This window comes from Parablautia sp. Marseille-Q6255 (genome assembly GCF_951230155.1).
Taxonomy (GTDB): domain Bacteria; phylum Bacillota; class Clostridia; order Lachnospirales; family Lachnospiraceae; genus Choladousia.
The window spans coordinates 55451-77896 of sequence record NZ_CATNVD010000012.1; the positions used below are offsets into that span (position 1 = coordinate 55451).

16 protein-coding genes are annotated in these 22446 nt (G+C 49.3%); 1 reads left to right on the forward strand and 15 read right to left on the reverse strand.

Annotated features, from left to right (window positions below):
- Nucleotides 1-50: 50 nt before the first annotated feature.
- The 4 genes from QOX44_RS10550 to infC form a co-directional block, all read right to left on the reverse strand.
- Nucleotides 51-1226: a glycerate kinase family protein gene (locus QOX44_RS10550; protein ID WP_283683095.1), complete on the reverse strand. Its 1176-nt coding sequence runs from the start codon at nucleotides 1224-1226 to the stop codon at nucleotides 51-53.
- A gap of 205 nt (nucleotides 1227-1431) precedes the next feature.
- Nucleotides 1432-1788 carry a 50S ribosomal protein L20 gene (rplT, locus tag QOX44_RS10555; RefSeq protein ID WP_176850596.1) on the reverse strand — a complete coding sequence of 119 codons (357 nt, stop codon included), beginning with the start codon at nucleotides 1786-1788 and terminating at the stop codon, nucleotides 1432-1434.
- A gap of 25 nt (nucleotides 1789-1813) precedes the next feature.
- On the reverse strand, nucleotides 1814-2011 hold the full coding sequence (gene rpmI, locus QOX44_RS10560) for a 50S ribosomal protein L35 (protein ID WP_176850595.1): 198 nt from the start codon (nucleotides 2009-2011) through the stop codon (nucleotides 1814-1816).
- Nucleotides 2012-2044: 33 nt separating this feature from the next.
- Entirely contained in the window at nucleotides 2045-2539 is a 495-nt protein-coding gene (infC, locus tag QOX44_RS10565; protein WP_283683096.1) for a translation initiation factor IF-3, read from the reverse strand.
- 388 nt (nucleotides 2540-2927) lie between these two features.
- On the opposite strand from infC, the gene QOX44_RS10570 reads away from it, so the two are divergent.
- Nucleotides 2928-4175: an IS30 family transposase gene (locus QOX44_RS10570; protein ID WP_283682841.1), complete on the forward strand. Its 1248-nt coding sequence runs from the start codon at nucleotides 2928-2930 to the stop codon at nucleotides 4173-4175.
- 293 nt (nucleotides 4176-4468) lie between these two features.
- On the opposite strand, the gene QOX44_RS10575 is transcribed toward QOX44_RS10570, so the two are convergent.
- From QOX44_RS10575 to QOX44_RS10625, 11 genes are all read right to left on the reverse strand, one after another.
- Nucleotides 4469-4792 carry a DUF1540 domain-containing protein gene (locus tag QOX44_RS10575; RefSeq protein ID WP_283683097.1) on the reverse strand — a complete coding sequence of 108 codons (324 nt, stop codon included), beginning with the start codon at nucleotides 4790-4792 and terminating at the stop codon, nucleotides 4469-4471.
- Between the two features lie 150 nt (nucleotides 4793-4942).
- The gene (locus tag QOX44_RS10580) at nucleotides 4943-5956 is read right to left on the reverse strand and encodes an ABC transporter permease (RefSeq protein ID WP_283683098.1); all 1014 of its coding nucleotides are present in this window, start codon (nucleotides 5954-5956) and stop codon (nucleotides 4943-4945) included.
- On the reverse strand, nucleotides 5889-6899 hold the full coding sequence (locus QOX44_RS10585; RefSeq protein WP_283683099.1) for an ABC transporter ATP-binding protein: 1011 nt from the start codon (nucleotides 6897-6899) through the stop codon (nucleotides 5889-5891). The genes QOX44_RS10580 and QOX44_RS10585 overlap by 68 nt, the downstream gene beginning before the upstream one ends.
- A gap of 2 nt (nucleotides 6900-6901) precedes the next feature.
- A complete protein-coding gene (locus tag QOX44_RS10590) occupies nucleotides 6902-8095 on the reverse strand; it encodes a COG1470 family protein (protein ID WP_283683100.1) in 1194 nt (397 codons plus the stop codon).
- 212 nt (nucleotides 8096-8307) lie between these two features.
- Nucleotides 8308-9207 (reverse strand): energy-coupling factor transporter transmembrane component T, encoded by a 900-nt coding sequence (locus tag QOX44_RS10595; protein WP_283683101.1) that lies wholly within the window; start codon nucleotides 9205-9207, stop codon nucleotides 8308-8310.
- Complete coding sequence (locus QOX44_RS10600; protein WP_283683102.1) at nucleotides 9185-9928, reverse strand: ECF transporter S component; 744 nt, start codon at nucleotides 9926-9928, stop codon at nucleotides 9185-9187. Before QOX44_RS10600 ends, QOX44_RS10595 begins: the two co-directional genes overlap by 23 nt.
- Entirely contained in the window at nucleotides 9901-11595 is a 1695-nt protein-coding gene (locus QOX44_RS10605; RefSeq protein ID WP_283683104.1) for an ABC transporter ATP-binding protein, read from the reverse strand. The genes QOX44_RS10600 and QOX44_RS10605 overlap by 28 nt, the downstream gene beginning before the upstream one ends.
- Complete coding sequence (locus QOX44_RS10610) at nucleotides 11568-12464, reverse strand: energy-coupling factor transporter transmembrane component T (RefSeq protein ID WP_283683105.1); 897 nt, start codon at nucleotides 12462-12464, stop codon at nucleotides 11568-11570. The genes QOX44_RS10605 and QOX44_RS10610 overlap by 28 nt, the downstream gene beginning before the upstream one ends.
- Nucleotides 12461-15994, reverse strand: a complete 3534-nt coding sequence (locus QOX44_RS10615) for a prenyltransferase/squalene oxidase repeat-containing protein (protein ID WP_283683107.1) — start codon at nucleotides 15992-15994, stop codon at nucleotides 12461-12463. Before QOX44_RS10615 ends, QOX44_RS10610 begins: the two co-directional genes overlap by 4 nt.
- 28 nt (nucleotides 15995-16022) lie before the next feature.
- Nucleotides 16023-17384, reverse strand: coding sequence for a DUF4430 domain-containing protein (locus QOX44_RS10620; protein WP_283683108.1), 1362 nt, complete (start codon nucleotides 17382-17384; stop codon nucleotides 16023-16025).
- 462 nt (nucleotides 17385-17846) lie between these two features.
- Nucleotides 17847-22277 carry a DUF4430 domain-containing protein gene (locus tag QOX44_RS10625; protein ID WP_283683109.1) on the reverse strand — a complete coding sequence of 1477 codons (4431 nt, stop codon included), beginning with the start codon at nucleotides 22275-22277 and terminating at the stop codon, nucleotides 17847-17849.
- Nucleotides 22278-22446: the final 169 nt, after the last annotated feature.

Here is a 22446-nt window from a genome sequence, read left to right on the forward strand (position 1 = left end):
CGCTTTGTGAACCGCTCGCGCGCGGAGATTGTGCTGTTGCACAATCTTTTTTATTTCACAGAATCATTTCTTTTTTCTGTATGTATCTGCATCCCCACTCTCAGCAGCCGGATCGCCTGTTCCGCTGTATCCGCCAGATTTTCTCTGGCATTCTCACTTTTCATCGCCTCTTCCAGGGTACAGACTCTGTGCAGAATCGGAAAGTATGCAGCTATACCGTTTTCAGTGCATCCGGCCACATCCTTTGTAACGCTCCCTGCAAATGCCAGAACCGGAACACGATATGTCCTTGCGATCTTTGCCACACCCGCTACTGCTTTTCCCATCATGGTCTGTCTGTCCAGCTGTCCTTCTCCCGTGATCACCAGATCCGCCGTTTTAATCGCTTCCTCCAGCCCTGTCTCCTCTAATACAAGCGCTGCGCCCGGTCTCAGAGACGCATGCAAAAATGTCCGAAATGCAAATCCCATGCCTCCCGCGGCACCTGCTCCGGGATAATACGGATCTGCCATTTCTGATATCGCATCTGCAAGCTGCGCGTACCGCAAAAGCCATCGATCCATATCTGCGATCATCGCAGGATCCGCTCCCTTCTGAGGGCCATAGACCGCGCTGCACCCCAGCTCGCCGCACAGAGGATTCTCTACATCGCAGGCAACCAGAAATTCACATTCCGAAAGCTCCGGAAGCACTCTGTCACTCGTAATTCTTTGTAGCCAGCGCAGCCCCTGTGCTTCAAATGGCACCTGCTCTCCTTTTTCGTCCAGCAGACCGTAGCCAAGCGCCTGCAGCATTCCTGCGCCTCCGTCATTCGTAGCGCTCCCGCCAATTCCGACCAGAAACCGTCTGCAGCCCTTTGCAACTGCATCGCAGATCACCTCTCCGACACCGTATGTCGTCGCGTAAAGCGGATTCCTCTCGTCCGGCGCCGCAAGCGTGAGTCCGGCCGCCTCCGCCATCTCTATCACAGCCAGCTTTCGCTTTTCTATGATCCCATACCGGCACTCGACCTTCCTGCCATACGGCCCCGTCACCCGGATACGCTGTATCTCTCCTCCCATTCCGTGTACCAGCGCATCCATCGTCCCTTCTCCGCCATCTGCCAGAGGCCGCACAACCGTCTCTGCCTGTTCATCCGCACGCCGGATTCCCTCTGCCACAGCCTCCCCGGCTTCCAGAGAGCTCATGCTCCCTTTGAACGAATCCATTGCTATCACTACCTTCATATATCTTCCCTCCCATATGCAGGCATTTCCAGAACAATACAAAAACTGCGGCAGAGTTTACGGTGACAGACTTTCCCTCTTCCTTTTATAACAGACAGGTAAGCTGTCTGCATCAGAAAGCATGGGGAAGTCTGCCAGACCGCACCGTCTGCCGCAGCACTTTTCTATATTTATAAACTCCAGACTGGTATCTGTCCTGTGAGCCTTATGCCAGCTTTGTCTTTGCAAGCTCTACGAGTGAAGCAAATCCTGCTGCATCGTTCACTGCCATGTCAGCCAGAACCTTTCTGTTCAGCTCAACGCCTGCCAGCTTCAGTCCATACATAAACTTGCTGTAGGAAAGACCGTTCAGACGAGCACCTGCATTGATACGTGCGATCCAGAGCTGTCTGTACTGACGCTTTCTCTGCTTACGTCCTGCATATGCGCTTGTCAGGGCACGCATTACAGACTGCTTTGCAATTCTGTACTGTTTGGAACGTGCACCTCTGTATCCCTTAGCCAGCTTTAATACTCTGTTATGTTTTTTCTTAGCGTTCATACCGCCTTTAATTCTTGCCATGTCTTATCTCCTCCTTCGCCTGATCTTATAAATACGGTAAAATCTTCTTCATGTTCTGAGCATTTGTAGCATCTGTGATAGCTGCCTGTCTCAGATTTCTCTTTCTCTTGGTGGACTTCTTTGTTAAGATATGGCTCTTATAAGCTTTGCTTCTCTTTAATAATCCTGTACCTGTTTTTTTGAAACGTTTTGCAGCTGCTCTGCTGGTCTTCATTTTTGGCATCTTAATATTCCTCCTTATATTTAAATATGTGAACTAACGTTTTTCCGACAGGAAAAGTGTCAGGCTTCTGCCTTCCTGCTTGATCGGCTTGTCGATGACAGCGACCTCCGCCATAGCCTTCGCAAAATCCTCCAGGATATAACGGTGCGCCTGCATATGCGCCATCTCACGTCCGCGGAAGCGAAGAGTGACTTTTACCTTATTCCCCTTTGCGATGAACTTCTTTGCATTATTCATCTTGGTATTCAGGTCGTTTACATCAATATTTGGTGACAACCGTACCTCTTTGATCTCAACTGTTTTCTGTTTCTTTCTGGCTTCTTTTTCCTTGCGCGCCAGTTCATAACGATACTTGCCGTAATCAATAATCTTACATACTGGCGGTTTTGCCGTCGGGGCGATTTTCACAAGGTCAAGCTCCGCTTCCCTTGCAAGCTTAAGCGCATCCTTGGATGACATAATTCCGAGCTGATCGCCGTTCTCGCCGATTACGCGGACTTCACGGTCCCTGATTTGTTCGTTAATCATTAATTCGCTAATGGTACTGCACCTCCACACACTGATATAAAATAAGAGTGGACAACATCGTCATCCACTCATAATCCTCACCACAAAACCTGCCATATACATACAGCAGCTCTGTTTTCGATATGAACCACCGGTCACCTGATGTGCCGGGGTGAGAGTGGATACTCTGCTTTCCTGTCAACATAACCTTTATCAGGTTATCACATCAGGCAGTCGGTGTCAACTGTTTTTTTCTGTTTTTGCCTTCCTGGCAGCGATCGAGAAATGTAAAAGTAACTTCCGGTTCTTCTTCACACTTCCGGAAGCTTGTTTTTCATTAAGGCTTTATGAAAGACTTATTTCCGGTTATCCTTTTCCTGTGATGTTCATGGGAGAAAGGATGTACATAATGAGAGCAAAACATTTAACCTTAGAAGAAAGAAAAATAATCCAGGAGGGCATCGAAAAGCGCTTGTCCAAAACAGCCATTGCCCGTTCCCTCCACAAAGATCCGACTACCATTGCAAAAGAAATCAAAAAGCATAGAACCTTAAAACCACGCAACCGCTTCAATTCACCTGTCATCTGTTCAAACTTTAAACAGTGCAGCAAACCCCGTAAATACTGTTCTGAAGCCTGCCCGTCCTATGCCGAACAGTCCTGTTCCCTGCGTGACCGCTCCGTCGGCGCCTGCAACCATTGTCCGGACATCAAACACTGCCGGCTGGATCATTACTTCTACAACGCCAGTCATGCTCACGAAGATTATCTCTTTCACCTGTCCGATTCCAGACAGGGCGTTAATCTTTCAGAGCCGCAACGTCTACTCATTGCACAAACCATTGCCCCGCTCCTCAAAAAAGGGCAGTCCCTTTATCAGATCCTTGCTAACCATCCGGAACTCTCCCTTTCGGTAAAATCCCTCTACACCTACATCGAAGGCGGCGTTTTTAAAGACTTTGGCGTTGATAACTTCTCTCTGCGCAGACAGGTTTCCATGCGCGAACGCAAAAAGCTGAAAAAACGCAGAGAGCCGGTCAACTATGAGGGGCATAAGTTTTCAGACTATCTCGCGTTTCTTGCCGACAATCCTTCCATCCCGACAACGGAGATGGATACTCTGTACAACCAACCGCAAGGACCTTATATCCAGACCTTTTCTTTTCAGAATACCGGACTTATGATCGGATTCCTCCATCAGGAAAAAACTTCGGAATCCATGGCTTCTGCCTTAGATTTCCTTCAGGAGCTTCTCGGCATCGACTATTTCCGCCTCTTTTCCCTGATCCTCACTGACCGTGGGACAGAGTTTGAAAAAGTCTCCCTCTTTGAACAGAATCCAAAGAGCGGACAGATACGGACAAATATCTTTTATTGCGACCCACAGACACCAAGCCAGAAACCTCATGTAGAAAATAACCACAACTATGTCCGGAATATCCTTCCGAACCAGCGGAATCTCGAACACCTGACGCAGAAAGATCTGAATCTTATGTTCGATCATATCAATTCCGTTCCACGAAAGGTATTAGGCGGAAGAACTCCTTATGAGGTCTTTTCCTTCTTTTATGGGGAAACGCTGCTGCATAAGCTGGGTGTCAGACGGATCGAACCGGATTCCGTAACGCTTCAGCCGTATCTGCTGAAAATAGAATAAGCCAGCCACAACCGCTGACTTATCCTTACACCATTAATTTTGCCCCTATGAACACACGTCCCATATGTATTCTTCTGGGCAACGGAACTTTGTCTTTCACAAAAAAAGAAAAAGCTCCCTTTGCTCCGCTTTGCATGCGCAAAAAAGCGGAACTGTACTTAAAGTTTACACAAAAAAAGTCTTTTAGGCAAGAAAAACTTCCGTTTTCCTGCCTGAAAACAGAAGTTTCTCTTTCATCCGGACGTTACTTTTACAACCGGAAGTTACTTTTATAATTCACCTCCTGGCAGCGATTATCTTTTGTCTTCTTTATCGAACGTCACACATTCCGTCTCACCGCAGCGTTTTGCCGCAGCTCCGGAAATATCTACATGCTCTGCATGGCAGCAGCACTCGTCATTGTATCTGCAATGCACTGCCTCACACTTGATCCCCGTCTCTACACTCGGGCTTCCCATAGAGCTTCTCATATTGTCGCGCCTACGCTCCTCGAAGCTTTTGCAGCACGTATCCTGACACACCTTCGCGCTCTCTCCGTCTATCTGGATGTCATCTCTGCTGCAATACATTGCATTGTTATACACACAGTTCTGTGCGGAACATACTAATGCCGGCATAATCCTACCTCCTGAATTTTATTTTATTTCAGAAGATAGTCTTCCCATTTTGAGATCAAGTATACATCAGCCTGCATAGCCATCAGAAGCTTTCCGTTTCACGCGTAATGTCTTTGCGTTTTTAAAAATATTGCATCATGCGCCGTCTTTTTAGTTCGACCGTACCTCCTGACGCATAAATCCGATATAGGAAGCACCAAACGCCACAAGAAGCAGCGCTGCAAGACCGGTCAGATGCGGCCATACGAGCAGCAGACTCTGTCCCAGACTCAGGTATCCCGAGATCGCTCCGACGAGCTGATCAACTGTTACGATGTTTACGGTGCGCACACTCGGATTCATGATCGTCGAGACCGCCTCGCTATATAAATAGGAAGGAGAAATACGGTTCAGTCCAAGCTCCAGATTGTAATTATCCAGTGCATTGACCATTGCATTGTAGTCATTATTCACCGGATAGACCGCACCTGCAATAATCGTAGCCAGCAAACTCATAAAAATCGCAAAGAACATCCACACTGCGATCGAAGCCAGAGCCGACGTCGCCGCATGGCGGCAGACAACAGAGAAAAAGATCGACAGAGCCAGCCAGAACGACACGTAGATCACCGTAAAGGTCAAAAATATCAGAATACGCAGCACTTCTTCCGTCTCTGGCTTCAGTCCTGTGGCAATCACGCCAAACGCTCCCATCCCGATCCCAATCGAGTAAATGATCATAGCGATCAGCGCTGTACCTGCCAGAAACTTTCCTATAATAATAGAATCTCTGTAGATCGGCTGCGAAACAAGGCGATTCAGGGTCCCGCTGGTGCGCTCGCTGTTTACCGCATCAAATCCAAGCGCCAGACCGATGATCGGCCCCAAAAGCGCGATGATCGCCATAAAAGACGGGATGGAGTTGCCGCTGGTCGAATACAGCTTCAAAAATACGAAATTGCTGTCGCTCTCCATCGCCTCTCCCAGTCCGGATATCGCGCCATACAGACTGGCAAAGCTGGTTGCTCCTACCAGAAGCAGCAGGATCAGGAAACGTTTGCTCCTCAGATGATCGGCAAGCTCTTTGCGAAACAGCGCTGCCAGTCCGGTTCTTCCACTAATCCCCCTGCTTTTTTCTGCCCTTCCAGCTATGCTTTTTCTTTGTTTCAAACTTATTTCTTTCATCACTTTGCCCTGCCTTTTCAAAATAACGTCTGTAAATCTCATCCAGATCGCCTCCGCGCTGGTGAAGATGGAGGATCGAATATCCGTTTTCTCCAAGGAACTTTGTCAGCGCGCTACGGATATCGAGTGCAGAGGAGATCATAAAGCAGTCTCCCTCCTTGGTAATCTTCTGTACTCCCGGCTGCTGATACAGCATACCCAGTATTTTGTCATCACACGGCAAAACCTCCAGCTCAAGCAGATAGCCTCCGTCCTTTCGGATCTGTTCCTCCAGCTCTTTTAATGTGCCGCTCGCGATCAGGCTTCCTTCTACAAAAATCCCGACACGATCACATACCTGCTGGATCTGCTGCAGCTGATGCGATGAGATCAGAAGCGTTCTGCCATCCTCATCTGAAAGCTGTCGGATCAGCTCCAGAAGCTCTCTCATTCCTTCCGGGTCAATACCAAGCGTCGGCTCATCCATCACGATGATCTGCGGATCCTTCATCAGAACGTCCGCGATCCCCAGCCTCTGACGCATACCCTTGGAATACGTCCCTGCTTTCTGGTCTGCCGCCTTCGTCATCCCGACACGCGCCAGAAGCGTATCGATCCGCTCCTCGATCACATCCTTTGGCAGCCCGTTCAGCTGTCCGGTAAAGCGCAGATTCTGTCTTCCCGTCATGTCTGCATAAAATCCCGTATTATCCGGCAGATAACCCACCATTGATTTTACTGCGAGCGGATCTCTTGCACAGTTTTTCCCGCAGATCTGCGCAGTCCCCGACGTCGGCTCAGTAAGCCCCAAAAGCATCAGGATCGTCGTCGTCTTACCGGCGCCGTTTGGTCCCAGCAGCCCGAACACCTCGCCCTTCCTGATGGAAAGGCTCAGGTCATTCACCGCAGTCTTGCTTCCATACTGCTTTGTGAGATGAGAAATCTCAATTACATGCTCTGCCATACCTACCGTCTCCCATACTTTTTAAAGATCAGCGCAAGTCCGCCAGCCAGCACAACGATGACTGCGACCGCTGCGAGCCCCCAGGTCGTCGAGGTCTTGACAGATACACGGAAATCTGCACTTGCCGATGTCTGCTCATTGCTGATGCTGATATTGGTCACGTAGTCTCCTGTAACGGCATTTTTCCCCGGCTTTACATAAGCAGTTACCTCTTTTGTCGCTCCGGCCTCCAGTGTATCGATCGTAGATTCACTAAACCGCACCTCCCAGTCTGTCGGCGCAGAAGAGGTCAGATTCAGATTGTTCAGGTCTACATTTCCCGTATTCGTGATGCTAAGCGTCACAGCAGACTCTTTATTCTCATACGCGTCAAAGCTCAGTCGCTGATCCGGTGTGGAAAGCGTCATTGCATATGTACCTGTAATGCTCACAGTCAGCGTTGTTTTCAGCGTATCATCCGCAGATACGGCTGTAACAGGGATCTCGTAATCTCCCTTCTCTACGTTTTCCGGAGGTGTGATCGCCACGGTAAGCCCCTGGCTCGCTCCGGCATCAACAGAAAGACTTGCCACTGCATTTGTCTCTCCCGACGGTGTAAATGTCGCCTGCCATCCCTCCGGAGTCTCGGCCGAGAGACTGTAGGACTGATTTGTACCACGGTTGTTGACAAGCGTGGTATCAAAGCTGAAGGAGGTGCCGGAAGCCCCCTGCTGCTCCGGATATTCTGAAGTAAAATTACTCTCTCCGGTCTGTTCTGCACTGACCGTCACCTCAAGCTGGAGCTTATCTGTCTTACCGGATCCGGCATCTGCCAGAAGCTCTACCTCATACACGCCATCCTCTGCCTCTGCCGGTACGCTCAGACTAAAGTCTGCTACCGAGCCTTCGCTCTCTTCATTCTTTTTCGCGCCGTCTACATGAACCTTCGTGATCTGGCTGCTGTCGCCCTTAAAATACCCGGTCCAATTTTCCGGAAGCGACTGTGCACTCAGCTGTACATCATATCCATCCCCGTCCAGACTCAGAAAGTCAAGCGGAAAGCTGACCGTCTCTCCTGCTCTCACTGTGATCCCCGGATAAGCTGTGCTCATGTCAACCCCCAGCCCGGTATCCTCTGCCGCATATACCGGAGCTGCCAGACACATGGACATTGCCATCAGAGCTGCTGCTGCCCCTGCTCCTGTTTTTCTGTTCAAAATCCTAACGCGTCCCATAAATAAACGTGCCCCTTTCCCGAACAGCGCGGCAGGCAGGATGCCTGCGCATCCCCTGCCGTACGTTATTCTTTTATTAATATTGACTTTATTTATGGGAAATTTTATCAGTCATTTGTGTTTTGTTTTTGAAAGAAATGTGTTTGATGTGTGGTGGAAATGTGAAGAATCTGTGTTTCCAGATTTCTGTTTTTTCATCTGTGATTTGCATGAACAGCATGCCGAAATGACGCTTCCCCAACAATCTGTAAAAGCATCGGAAGCAGCAGAAAAAACGCATATCCTGCATAAAAAACAAAAGATACTGCCGTAATGCGATTCATAATGATTTCCGGATTATAATAAATATGTGTCTGGTCAAGCGCAGCTGCAGCCGCCATCAGAAGAATACCGGAAAATGCTGCGATCACAAATCCTCGATCGCGATTGTCAAAGCGATAAATAGAAAATGCAGTCCGGCCACGAAGAGAATAGCCCCTACACTTCATGGAAGCTGCACTCTCGAAAAAATCCTCCAGAGTCCATGTGATCAGGATAGAAAAAAGCGCACATACATGCCGGATTCGCTCAAATACATTGCCCTGCGCACAGCCCTTTCCAATCCCTCGTCTTGAGATCCCGATGCGGCGCGCGCGCGCCCTGATGCGTGGAACACTGCGCAGCAAAATGGACAAAAACAGGGACAGCTTCGGTGATATCCGCCCGAACAGATAGATCACCTTGTCCGATGAAATGACGGCAAAAACACAGGACAGAATCATAAGCACCGTCACGATTTTCACCCCTATAACAAGCCCGAAAGCAACGGCTTCCAGTGTGATCTGGTTGCCGATAAAATTTACATGCAAATTCGTCACCCCATAGTGGTTGTAGTACGAATAGATCCCTGCATACACAGGGATAAGCGGCATCAGACAGACATTAAAAATAAGCGAACGCTTTCCATTTAATTTTACAGAGTAAAGGAATGCGCACACATAAGAGACTGCCAGAAAAGCAGGATGGTCAAAACACACCGCTCCGACGAGTGCCGCTGTAAAGTAAATAAAATTGATCATCGGATGATAACTGTCAAACCGCATCTTCTTCTCCATCCATCATGCCATATTTTACCTTGATACGATCAAGCTTCTCAAGCATCGGCCTGCCAAGCAAAAACAGCGTCAGAAATGTCGCTGCCGCATGTACTGCATTCACCGGAAGCCCCGCCATATATACAGCAAGTACAGACGGTGTGCTCATGCCTGTTCCAACCGTAAAAAATGTACAGGTGTCAAGGATCGGTCCCACGATAAGCAATACCGTGATCGTTCCGACTATCGCTGTCACAAGGCGCTCCTTCCCACTGATAATTCCTTTTTTACCGAGAACTCCTGCCAAAAAACCTGCTACTCCATAGGCAAACATCTGCCACGGTGTCCACGGACCCTGCCCGAAAATAAAGTTGCTGGCAAACGCACTGACCGCTCCTGTTAAAAATCCTGCTTCAGATCCAAATGCTATGCCTGTTATCATAATGATACCGGTCATCGGCTTAAAAAACGGAACCATGATAAATGCCGCTCTCGACGCCACAGCAATCGCGCTCATCACTGCAATCGTCACCAGCTCGCGTGCCTGAGGTTTGCGCCTCTCAAAGCTTATAAAAAACGGAACCATTGCATATAGAATCAGCAAAAGGCTGCAAAGATAGTAATTTGTGCCGCCAAACCGCCACGTTGCAACGAGCGTCCCGGGAACCACAAAAAGTACGACCAACATACTTACTGCAAATTTCGTATTCCATTTTAATTTTTTTTCAGATTCTTTCGACATAATTCAATCACATCCTCATTCGTTACTGCATTTTCAAATATATGACGGCTCATGCGATTTGCCGCTGTTGTATAAAAGCTGTTTCTGGAAAAAAAGCGGTTCGGAGTATTCGTTGTAACAATGCTCCCGTCAAAAAACATACTCACATAATCAGCATACTTCGCACAGAATTCTACATCGTGAGATACCATGATGACCGTCACGCCCTGCGTCTTCAGCCTTTTTAGTATCTGCGCAAATTGCTGCTTAAAAAAGCTGTCGATCCCCTTGGTCGGTTCATCCAGCAAGAGGATTCTGGGATTCGTCAAAAGCACCTTCGCAAGCGCCGCCCTCTGCTGTTCTCCGCCGGACAGATCATACGGGTGCGAATCAAGCAGCGGGGTGATCTCGCACGTTTGCGCGATCGCTTCTATCTGCTCTGCCTGTTCCTTCTGCGACCCCCGCAGCATCTCCTGCAGATCCTCCCGCACTGTTTTCTTCACAAACAGACTTTGAGGATCCTGCGGAAGCATTGCGAGATTTCCGCGAAACAGCTCGCCGCCTTTATATTTTTGTACCGGCTTCCCATCTATATACACCTTGCCCCGGTACGGACGGCAGATATCACAGATCGTCTTGAGCGTTGTCGACTTTCCTGTCCCGTTGCCGCCTACGATTGCAAACAGGGACTGTTTCGGAACGCGCATCGTCACGCCCTTCAAAATATCCGGCGCATCCTTTTCATAGCGGAACCATACCTCTTTTACGAACACAGCCGGATCCTTTACCTCATCCGGCTCCGGTACAGACCTTCCCTCCTGAATTTCCGGTACCTGACGCTCGCGCACCTCTTTCCCTTCAAAAAGCTGGCTGAGCCAGTCGCCGCCCTCCCGCACCGTAAGCGGACACGTAAGAGAATTTTCCACACCGTAAAAGATCTGTACCGGTGTCGGCATTGCCGTGAACATATGGTTGCCGCCCATCTTTAGAAACTCTCCAATCTTTCTGGGCTCATCGTCTGCGATGATCCTTCCGTTTTCCATCACCACAACCTTATCCGAGGCATGGAAAATATCTTCCAGACGATGCTCCGTGATGATGATAGTTGTGCGCAGCTCCCGGTTGATCTTGCGGACTGTATTCAAAAAATCAGACGCCGCGATCGGGTCAAGCTGGCTTGTCGGCTCATCCAGAATCAGCACACTTGGCTGCATTGCCATAATTGACGCGAGATTCAGCAGCTGCTTCTGACCCCCGGAAAGCTCCGTCACATTCTTGTGAAACCATCCCTGAATCCCAAAATAGCTCGCCATCTCCGCTACCCGAAGCCGTATCGTCTTCTGATCCATCCCAAGGCTCTCCAGTCCAAATGCCAGCTCATGCCAGACCTTGTCCGTGACGATCTGATTGTCCGGATTTTGCATCACATACCCGATGCTTCCCGACTGCTCCCGCAGCCCGACTTCTTTTAACGACCGCCCTTCAAACAGAATCTCACCCGTCAGTTTTCCATGCGGCGCAAGCGCGCTTTTTAACTGACGAAGAAGCGTTGTCTTGCCACTTCCGGAACGTCCGCAGACAGTAACGTACTGCCCATGCCCAATTGTCAGATTAATATCCTGCAGTGTTTTCTTTTCCCTCGCTGCCGGATAAGAAAAACTCAGATTTTTGATCTCAAAATGTGCCATATGATATCCTCCGTAAAATTAATCACTGCAGGGATTGCCAGAAACAGCGCATACGCCGTCACCCCGATCACGGTATGAAAATTGCCTGCCATAAAAAATACAGGCGTATAAGCCGCCGCTGCGCCTCCTCTCATCCCGCACCATGCGATCACAGCAAGCAGCGCCGCCATCACCCCCAGCATTACCTTATCGCGCGCCGCAAAACGATACAGCGCATAGTTCGTTCTCTTTTTGCTGCATCCGTAACCGCGGCTTTTCATACTGTCTGCCATGACGATACCGCCCTCCAGCGCCCATGACATCATAGCAGAAAGAATCGTCATCCCCTGCCGGACCTTCTCCTGCGTTGTCCCGGTATCTGCCGCCATCCCGATACCGCGCCGTGCACCGCGTATCTGCTCCGTTTTTTTGTGGTAGCTTGGAATCAGGCGCAGCACCATCGTAAAAATCAGAGATACGGAGGGCACAAAACGCCCGAACAGATACATAAATTTATCACTTGTCATCACTGCGTTATATGAAGCGAACCAGAGAAAAATCGTCACCACCATGGCGGCGATCGTCATTCCGTAGCCGAGCGCCTCCACCGTGTATGGTCTGCCATGAAAATACGTAAACAGAACGTGCGCGCCATACGTATTAAACAGCGGATTGATGATAGAGAGGAATACAAACAGCGGAACCATTCCAAACAGATACCTCCATCCCCTCCTGCCCCTTATACTCAGATAATACAATGCCGCAAACACGACGGAGCACACGAGAAAGACGGGATGCATAAAAAACATCCCGCACACAAATGCTCCAAAAAAAAATGTAAAATTGATCATTGGATGATACGCAGAAAACGCATCTGTTTCTCTTGTCATGTTGTCGTACCTTTTCCCTTATCCGAACATCTCCGCACCAGAAGCAGCAAAAACAGCAAAAATGACGCCGCGCCTCCTCCGGCTGCCCAGGGAAGTATCGGATTCTTTTTTCGCCCGGTAAGCAGATCCTCGACGGTACCCATGATCCCGGCAACACCATACTCAGAGAATCCGGCCGCATCAAACTCGATCGCCTCACCGGAAATATCGCCTTCGATAAATTCCAAATCCCCCACATCGGTGCAATGCAGCACTACGGCACTCTCATATTCGCCAAGCTCTGCCATGGGAAGCCGCACTCTTATGAGTGCCTCCGGTTCCCATACTTCGCCGTTTAAGGTATTAATGAAGCTGATTTCATTCATAAAAAACACTTCGCTCTTCTCTCCGAGCGCAGACCGGATCTCCTGCAGCCGCTCCTCGTCAGGCATCTGTGAGCTGACCATAAGCTGCACATACCATGGCAGTACCTCTTCCTTATTTTTTCTCAGATCTGTACCCGTCATCTCATCATAATGATTTCGTTCACCCAAAGATGCAAGTGCCTGCTCAAACTGAGGATAGCGGACGCTCACCTCTACCTGCTTCTTACCTGCATCAGAGAGCGCACTGTAATCCTGATATACGGAAAGCAGCATATTGATCTGCTCCGCTGAATAATCCTGCGCGTTTTCCGGAAGCTTTTCTACCGTACGCGTACCGCAAAATATCTCTGTCAGATGCTGAATCACCGATGCAACCGCCTGCTTTTCTGCTTTTTCTGCCTGCGTACCGCCGCTCTTTTTATCTGCTGTTTTTACTGTCTTTTTTTTCTCCGCTGTCTCGTCATCCTTCTTTTCTGAATAGCCGAAGAACTTTGTACCGCCTGTCGTACCGCCTTGCTTCCCGGAGGTCAGATTTACCGAATGTGTGGTGCCGCCCGGTTTTCTGTTCCCGCCCTGATTTTTATTTCCCGATGGTTTTTTCCCGCCGCTTCCGCTGCCGGACGGCTTCTTTCCGCCGCCCGCTCCGTTTTCTGAGCCGTTCTGCCCGGAACCGCTTCCGCTTTCTGCTTTCAGCTTTGCGAGTGTCTTTTCTGCTTCCGTCAGCACATCATAATTTGTGATCTGCTTTTGCAACTCGGGCGTAAGCGCATTATAAGCTGCTCTTGCAGAAACGATCGCGCCCTCCTTTTCCAGCGTCACTGCACCAATCGCCGAGATCAGCTCCTGCGCACGCTTTACCTTCTCCTTATCCGATAACGCTTTGATTTCCACATCCGACATGTCATACAGAGATTTTTTCCCTTCCAGAAACCGCTCATACGCCACAAGCGCATAGTACCCCTGCTCAGATGCCATCTGGTTTTTCTGCCCTGAAGCAGTATGGCTGAATCCGCCCCCGCTGACACAGAAGGAAAGCAGCCCGTCCATCGCAGACTTTCCATTCTTTACAAAACGTGGATCCGTATTCGGATCAATACCAAGTGCCGTCAGCGCAACGATTACCTGCGCGCTGCTCTCCACATTTTTCCCCTCTGTGCCAGAAAACGTGCCATCCGGCTTCTGCATTCTGGAAAGTGTGCGAAGCGCCTTATCTACAGCTGCCGTCACCTGTGCATTACTGCCATAATACGGAGCCAGCGCCTGCAGCGCCATCCCGGTCAGATCAGGATCCGCCTTTGCTCCATACATCGCCCAGCCCCCGTCTGGCGTCCGCTGCTCCAGAATATGATCGATCAGACCTTCCCTCGTCGTCTGTGTCTTTCCTGATGACACAGGCGGAATCTCATAATCATGACTGTCAAATGCGATCAGCGCAAACACAGCGCCGTTTACGCCCTGCCAGCAGGTCTGGTCAAAATCCGCCAGCGGCTCGAGCAGATTATATCCGCCTACATTCGTCACATCCTCACCAAGCGCAGTCAGCGCCAGCACAACACGTGAATATTCTGTATACTTCTTATCATGCAGGACTCCGTTGTTCTCCTGCAGGATTTTTAATACATTTGCCTTATAGCCCTCAATGACTGCAGGATCGACCTTCTGCCCGCTTCTTACAAGACCAAGGATATGCCACTCTCCGTTGATTGAGCCAACCTGGGGAATACTCGTCTGCGCCGACGATGCAAGATCCTTTCCTGTCTCCTTATATGCATCCTCAATCTCTGTCGGACTCGCAAACAGGGAGATCGTCGGAAGCTCTGTCTCACACTCAGACTCCGTAAGCAATTCCGTCCCGCTTTCTGTCTCTGTGAGCAGTTCGGTTTCGTCCTCAGCTTCTGTATGCAGTTCGGTTTCGTCCTCAGACTCTGTAAAAGGCTCATTTTCTGCTTCTGACACCGTCTCTGTTTCGTTTTCCGTTTCGTTCTCCTCAAAGTTCACCAGAAGCACCAGATTTTCCTGAAGGCTTCCGTCTACAGCAAACGTGCCGATGCAGATCTCCGCATATTCTCTGTCTGCATCCGGCTCTCCATAAACCGTCCTCTGTTCAAGCGTCATATCTGCGCCCTTCAGTCTGAACTTTTCAAGCGGCAGGACAAACGCGCCATCTGTAAATTCCAGAGGATATACTGTCACGCCGGAGACGTCCGCCGCACTGTACAACGCCGTATCTGCGTCAAGCAGATCCGGACACAGCGCCCATTTTTCTCCCTGCTGTATAAAATAGCCGTTCCACCGTGCAAAAAATACTTTATCAGCAATGCTCCTTCTGTCACTGTTCCCCGTCTGTCCAAGCTGTATCATAAGGGTTTCTGTATCTTCCGGCACGGTCACTTCAAAAACGCCGTCCGCATAATCTACTGCCCGCGTCACGCCCTCACAGGAAACAGAAGCTGGCGTCTGCTTTGCAGTAACGCTCACAGCCGCACCCTCTTCGGTACGGATCACCGCCGTCAGCTTTGCTCGATCAGACGAAGCCTTTTCCATCTCAGATTGCTCCTGGGCTTCTGTCTGTATCTCTGATTCTTCCTGTCCTTCTGCCGGATCCGATGTCTCCGACTGCCCTGCTCCTTCTGTCTGAGTCGGTATCTCTGTCTGTCCCGCTCCTTCTGTCTGTGCCGGGGTTTCCGACTGCCCCGCTCCTTCTGTCTGTCCTGGAGTCTCCGACTGCCCCGCTCCTTCTGTCTGTCCTGGAGTCTCCGACTGCCCCGCTCCTTCTGTCTGTCCTGGAGTCTCCGACTGCCCCGTTCCTTCTGTCTGTGCCGGGGTTTCCGACTGCCCCGCTCCTTCTGTCTGTGCCGGGGTTTCCGACTGCCCCGCTCCTTCTGTCTGTGCCGGGGTTTCCGACTGTCCCGCTCCTTCTGTCTGTGCCGGTATCTCTGTCTGTCCCGATGTCTCTGACTGTTCCTGTGTTTCTGTCTGTGCCATCGTTCCAGATGCTTCCGACTCTTCTGTCTGTCCCGGTGCCTCTGTCTGCATTACTGTTTCGGGTTGTTTTTGCTGTTTTTCTCCGGCTGCTGCTGCAATCGGCTGTAAGCAAAGGCAGACTGCCAGTGAAACTCCTGTAGTCAAATGTAGTAATTTATGTAATTGAGTATATCGCTTCATGTTTCCTCCATTTTGAGTCTCTTCCTGCTCAGCCTACGCCGCCGCCAACATCCGCGCCAAGCCCTTTACATGTATAAGTCCAGACGATCACATCTCCATCTTCAAGTTCATAAGAGGAACAGCCATAATTCGGAAACCAGCCATTGACCTTGTACATCCAGCCGGATTCATTTCCGCAGTCGAACTCGTAAAGATGATTGATTCCTTCTATGTAATAACTGTTGTAAAGCGGAGTCCAGGCATACTCAAGCTGAATACCTGCATAATTGCAGACACGCTCCAGTACATCAAACACCGTGTCACCCTCGTTAAACTCTACTGTACTCGTACTCAGGATACATCCGTTTGCCGGAACGTACGCCTCTTTGCCCCTGGAGAGATCTTTCATATTGTCGAGAATCGTATCACAGCGAATCTCAATCGTACATTCCAGAATATCCTCATATTGCTCCCCGCTGCCTTCCTGCTGCGGCACATATTCTTCCACATAGTTTTCATCTGCAGCATCCTCCTCACCGGAGAGCACTGCCTGCGTATCCTGCGTCAGATCGGTTTCACTTCCGTCTGTCATTTCTGTCTCTCCCGCTCCAGCCTGAGACTCATCCTGCCGCTTCGCCTCTTCCAGAGCGATGCGCTCTGCATTGAGGCTTTCCTCCAATGCAGCCATCTTTTCTGCTTCCCGGTCGTCAATGACTTTCTGAAGCTGTGCCGCCGAAAAGCAAAGTTCATTTTTGCTGTCACATTTCTGCGCCTGTATGAGCACAAACTCACTCAGCGTCTGCGCCTGCAATTCACTGACAGAAACTTCTTTTTCCCCGTCCTCCTGCGTAAGGATCTGCATCGTCTCTCCAGCAGATACCGTCTCCTGTGTGCCGTCTCCTGCAGTCACATCTGTCTCGCCGCCAAACATATACAACGTATCAGAGCCGCTTTGTATATCTGCAAATAAAACATTTCCCGACGCAGAAAGCTGATTGTCTCCAAATTGCAATACAACGTTCTCGCCCATATTCAGCAGATCCGCAAAAGCTCCGCCCTTTTTCACACATATCTGCAGGCTGCCTTCGGAATCCTCCCCAATCGTAAGCTCTGTATTTTCATCAAGCACAAGTATACTGCCGTCACCGACTGCAAGCTCCACAGAGGACCCCTGCTTCGTCTCAACCACATCTCCGGTCATCAGCTCTACTCCGGATTTCAGGCTATAAGCGACACCCTTACGCTCGATATTAACAACACCTGATACCGTTTCACTGTTCATCAAAGATTTTCCGCCTGCGCCAAACCATCCTTTCAGGCTGCCGACCGCCAGCACCGCACAGACTGCAATGATCACGATCAATACTGCCATCAGTCCATTCAGCAGGCGTTTCTTTCTTTTTGTCTCCATTTTCTCCTCCGTTTGTATCTGTACACATCACATTTTTATAATGCTATAATATTAAGAAAGCGAAAACTTTCCCATACTAAGAAAGTCATGCCTTTTCTTCTGGCATGACAAATACAGTAGTAAAAATTGCTGTACCTTCTTGAGTCCGAAGAATGATGTACACCAATCACAAAGATAGATCTGACTTAAAGACATCGCTTCCAGGCAACAGTCTCATACAGTAGCGTTCCTGTGCGGGATTCTCACCCGACTTCCTATGCAAGGATTGTCCCTTACATAAAATCCCTGTGATTTATATGCTTTATTATACTGTACTTTCAATACACTGTCAATTTTAAAAGAAGCTGCAGCTGCGTATAAAACAGGCTGCCGACCGGTTATGTCCGATACGGCAGCCTGTCTCATCTCTCTTTGTTTTCCCTGGTTCTTACGGTCGCTGGATCATATTGTTCTTTTACCAGCTTACTTTTTTGTTACTTTTACTGTCACGACAAACTTTTTACTGCCTGACTTCACCGTGATCTTCGCCTTTCCTGGCTTCACCGCTTTCACCACGCCCCTGGAGTTTACCGTCACGATCTTCTTATTCGAAGATGCATATGTGATCTTCTGTTTTGAAGTAAACGGCTTTACCTGCGGTCTCAGAGTTGTCTTCTTTCCCTTCGCAAGTGTCAGCTTCTTATCAAGACCTTCGATCTTCGTCGTCCGAACGTCTGATTTCTGCACCTTAACCGTCACCTTTTTCTTCAGACCGCTTTCCAGTGTGATCGTCAGCTTCGCCTTTCCGGTTTTCTTGCCGGCAGTGATCTTTCCGTTCTTCGATACCCTGAAGATCTTCGTGTTGCTCGACTTGTAGGACTTCACAGAATCACCATTTGCAAGCCCCGTCACCTTAAAGCCCTTCGTAGACTGCTTTACTTTCAGCGTGATCTTGTTCGCCGTTACTTTCATTGTCGGCTTTAGCTTACTGCCGGACTCTCTCGTCTCCTGCGCCTTGCAGACGGAACAGGTGCGCGTCTGCTTCTCTGCTGCAAATACAGTCGCATCAGACGCCTTTTTCCATGCGCCAAACTGATGTCCTGCCGCTTTTATGTTCTCCGTCTTTGTCTTGCCGCAGGAGGTACACGTATACGTCTTTACGCCGTCTGCCGTACAGGTCGCAGGCTTTGTCACCTTTCCTGTGTCCCACGTATGGATATGCTGCATTCCCGCAAGTGCTGCCTCTGCCTCTTTAAGCTTCTGCAAAGCCTCTGCGCAGACGAGCGCCTTCTGTGCATCCGTGAGTGCGTCATACATTGCTCTCGCCGTCTCCACGGTCTCCCGGTCTGCTTCTGTCAGCTTATCCACTGCCGGAATAGATGCGATGAATTCCTCAACTGCCTCTGCCTGCTGTTTGTCAAACATCTGGCTTTCTTCTTTCGTATAGTCATCTGTATAATGGAATACAACTCTATCCCCGTCTTTTACATTCATCATTCCAACGCCAAGATCTGGATGAACACCATTCACTGTGAACATCCAGCCGGATTTCGGTCCGTTGTCAAATTCTTTAAGACTCTGTTCTTTCCACTCGATTCCTTCTATATAAATGTCGTACTCACTGCCTCTGCTCAGAATAGTAAAGCCATATTCTTCCGCAGCCTTTACCAAAACATCGTGAACTGTAGCATCGGGGTCCATATAATAAATCGTCTCAGGTACCCATGTCTCAAGATTGCCTGCTGCCAGTGTATGAACGATACCATCCTGATTACTGTTGTGCTCATGATCGCCCATCAATGTAAAGCTTACCTTAGCGCCCTTTACCTGCTCTTCTCCGGAAAGCACCTCAACTGTTTTCTCCCCGTCTGCTGCAATAATGTCTGTCCACATCAGAGAGCCGGTGATTTTCAGCGTATACGTACCTGCCATTTCCGGTGTAAACTCTGCCGCACCGTTCATATCCGTCTGCAGCTGGGAAACCACGCCCTTTGGATCTTTTACCTCAATGCTTACAAAGGACTCTGCCTTTGGCTCTCCTGTGCCCATCATATCCGGGCTGAATACCTTTAATGAAACTGTTTCTCCGGCCTTTACTTCCGGAATCGCATCAAAGTACAGGTATCGGTCTGAATAACCGATCAGATCCTTATAAAGGAATACATTCAGCTGATCTGCGCTGTTTAAGACTGCTCTGCTGCAGGTGGCTCCGACTCCGCCCTCGAGCGGCATCTTATGATTGACCATGAAGCCTACCGCATTTGTTTCTTCGCCAAATATCGTCGTGATCCAGCCGCTGTCATTTACATTCAAATACGCAGTCGGAGCTGCCGCGTAATCCTCACCGAAAATTTCCGCGTGGATCGCCGCGAGTGCATCCAGAACGGTGACCTCCTTCTCCAGATCTGCATCCTTGCTGTATCCATACTTTGCCGCCGCTCCAGCAGATACCGCAAGCGTTGGCGGAAGCTGCGTTTCCAGTCCGTCTGTGTTGCTCAACACCACTCTCACAGAAGCTGTCCTGGCGATTACCGAAGCTCTGCATTCGTCCACCACTCCCTGCAGTGTCTGAAGGGCTTCCTTATACTGCTGTGCCGTTGCCCCCTCTGCATCCAGAACCGACTGCGCCTGTGCGATCGCTGCTTCCAGCTTTGCCTTCGTACCTGCCGGATACTCGCCCGGCTTCTCTCCCTCTGTCATCAAAGCCAGCAGTGCTTGTGCTTCTTTGATCTGCTTTGCCAGAGCATCTGCGTCGTTCTGAGTACCCTTTACTGTCACCGTTACGGAAACTTCCTGACGATAGAGCTTCTGAAGCTTTTCATTCTCCGGATGATCTTTTGCAAATTTTCCGTACTTCTCACTGCTGAGCATCGAGGTGATTGTCACCTGCGTATCCGTCTGCGGCTGCTGTGCAAGCACCAGATTCTCATGCTTTAAGATCGCAGGCTGTGAAGATTTAAAGTGATTATACCCGGCGCTCTCCATCTCCCAGGGATCATCAAACATATCATCTGCAATGATGCCCTCTCCGGTTGCCTGTGCCCGGTCATATATCCATACAGGCGCACCGCTCTCATCTACAGTCATTTCTATAAACGTGTGAAGGTTTCCTGTAATCGAATCTTTGTCTGCATATACGCCATCATTCAGGCCGTCAAAGTAATGCGCCTTTGCAGTCTCCATTTTTTTAAGCTCCGCATCAAGCGCCGCGTCACTGATCATCCGCACCATGACCGGAACTTCACGTTTTACTGTTACCCCTTCTCTGGTAAAGGAAATCGTCAGATTAACCGTTGTGTCATTGTCATGGAACAGATCGACCGATGCACGATAACCATTGATCGTGATGATCGGATTATCTGAAGTCACTGTAATTTCTTTATTCGCGAATACCAGCTTGCCTTTTTCATCTTTAATCCTCGTATAACGCGGAAGCTGAATATCACTCTGACAGTTATTCAGATCCACCGGTGCTTCTGTACCATATGCGAGCAGCAGATCATTCGGATAATATTTATCAAGGATCGCCAGAAGATCCTTTTCATCCGGAGCGCTCTGCCCGTTTCCTTTTACGGTGACGGTAAAAGTCTTTTGGATCACTCCAAAGTCATCCACTGCTTCAACATTGGAATTCAGCACCGAATCGTTTGCATGAAATGATGCTGTCAAAGTTACCTGCGTATCCTTCTCCGGCTGTATCACCTTTCCCTTTTTCGGATCTGTCACACCGTCATAGCCTGTTGCCTCAACAGAAATGACAGACGGGTCGGATGACTCCCAGGTAATCTTGGACCATGCGTCAAATGCCTTCGTCCCTGTAATCTGAGGAAGCGTCAGATCTGCAGTCACTTCCGCAAGAGAAGTATTATTTCCTTTGATCGTCTCTTCCGTCAGCGTATCTGCCTCCTCCTGCATTTTTCCTTTAAAATACTCTCTGTCCCATCCGACGGTCACCGTGGTTGCAGCGGAGACGGATTCTGCGCTGTTGCAGCGGAACACGAACGTACATCTGACATTCTTTGTATTATTCCCGTATGTATTCAGCGTACCTTTATTATAGAGGATCGTACCGTCACCGGAAATATATGCCATATCATCTGTTTCCTTTAAAGAAACGGTAACGCCTGACGTATCAAATGCATAGCCTTTCAGCTTGTCCTGCACAAATGTGATAATATTTTTATCCGTACTGTAATCCGGGCGGAGTGCACCAAGCGTTTTGTCAAATTCTTTCTTTACCGCATCCACCTTTGCCTGATCCACAGGATCGACCTCCACATCCGGCATCATTTCTATTGTTTTCGTGAAAACAGATGCTTCTCCTGACGGAGTAAACGTACCGGATACCTCTTTATAGCCGGCAGCTGTAATATTGTATGTATAGCTGGTATACGGATCCATAGAATATGATCCGTCCTTATTTTGCTCAAGACTGATCACATCTCCCCAGTCATCCTCGTAAGATATATTCACGACCGCATCCTTAATCGCCTGTTTATCTGCCGCAGATACCAGTGCAAAAGTTACTGTATATGTCTCAACAGTCACAGCTTCTTCGCCGTTTTGTACTGTCAAAGCCATATCTGTATCCGGCGCAGCGTCTGCCGCAGAGCCGCCTACGACCTCCACGCCCTCTATGGAGAAGGCTCCTTCTGTCTCCTTTGTCTGTGCGTCCGCCAGACCATCCTCCGATACAGGCTCTGACTGCACCATCTCCAAAGACAGATCCTCTTCTTCTACGACCATCGCGTCAGGCTCTTCCACAAACTCTTCTGCAATCACATCCGCCGGTTCTTCCAGCACATAGGATTCTGCACTTACGTCTGTTGCCAAAGCACTAAGCGGTGCATTTACGAGCATCAGACCTGCCAGCAGTGAGCTCATCACTGTGTTCCATAATTTCTTTTTTCGCATGTTTCTTCTCCTTCCTTTTTGCTTGATGAAGGATGGATCTGTCAATCTACTGCAATAAAAAAAGCCATGCCGGACTCCTCGACATAACTTATTACAGCTTACAAACAGATCGCCACACTCCCCCTGAGTCCGAAAGGTCGTGCATCCATCGCAGGATAGACCTGACTTA

Bases quoted from the DNA above. Each gene is read 5' to 3' on its own strand.
- QOX44_RS10550 (WP_283683095.1), bottom strand. From the start codon at position 1,226: ATGAAGGTAGTGATAGCAATGGATTCGTTCAAAGGGAGCATGAGCTCT.
- rplT (WP_176850596.1), bottom strand. From the start codon at position 1,788: ATGGCAAGAATTAAAGGCGGTATGAACGCTAAGAAAAAACATAACAGA.
- rpmI (WP_176850595.1), bottom strand. From the start codon at position 2,011: ATGCCAAAAATGAAGACCAGCAGAGCAGCTGCAAAACGTTTCAAAAAA.
- infC (WP_283683096.1), bottom strand. From the start codon at position 2,539: ATGATTAACGAACAAATCAGGGACCGTGAAGTCCGCGTAATCGGCGAG.
- QOX44_RS10570 (WP_283682841.1), top strand. From the start codon at position 2,928: ATGAGAGCAAAACATTTAACCTTAGAAGAAAGAAAAATAATCCAGGAG.
- QOX44_RS10575 (WP_283683097.1), bottom strand. From the start codon at position 4,792: ATGCCGGCATTAGTATGTTCCGCACAGAACTGTGTGTATAACAATGCA.
- QOX44_RS10580 (WP_283683098.1), bottom strand. From the start codon at position 5,956: ATGAAAGAAATAAGTTTGAAACAAAGAAAAAGCATAGCTGGAAGGGCA.
- QOX44_RS10585 (WP_283683099.1), bottom strand. From the start codon at position 6,899: ATGGCAGAGCATGTAATTGAGATTTCTCATCTCACAAAGCAGTATGGA.
- QOX44_RS10595 (WP_283683101.1), bottom strand. From the start codon at position 9,207: ATGGAGAAGAAGATGCGGTTTGACAGTTATCATCCGATGATCAATTTT.
- QOX44_RS10600 (WP_283683102.1), bottom strand. From the start codon at position 9,928: ATGTCGAAAGAATCTGAAAAAAAATTAAAATGGAATACGAAATTTGCA.
- QOX44_RS10605 (WP_283683104.1), bottom strand. From the start codon at position 11,595: ATGGCACATTTTGAGATCAAAAATCTGAGTTTTTCTTATCCGGCAGCG.
- QOX44_RS10610 (WP_283683105.1), bottom strand. From the start codon at position 12,464: ATGACAAGAGAAACAGATGCGTTTTCTGCGTATCATCCAATGATCAAT.
- QOX44_RS10615 (WP_283683107.1), bottom strand. From the start codon at position 15,994: ATGAAGCGATATACTCAATTACATAAATTACTACATTTGACTACAGGA.
- QOX44_RS10620 (WP_283683108.1), bottom strand. From the start codon at position 17,384: ATGGAGACAAAAAGAAAGAAACGCCTGCTGAATGGACTGATGGCAGTA.
- QOX44_RS10625 (WP_283683109.1), bottom strand. From the start codon at position 22,277: ATGCGAAAAAAGAAATTATGGAACACAGTGATGAGCTCACTGCTGGCA.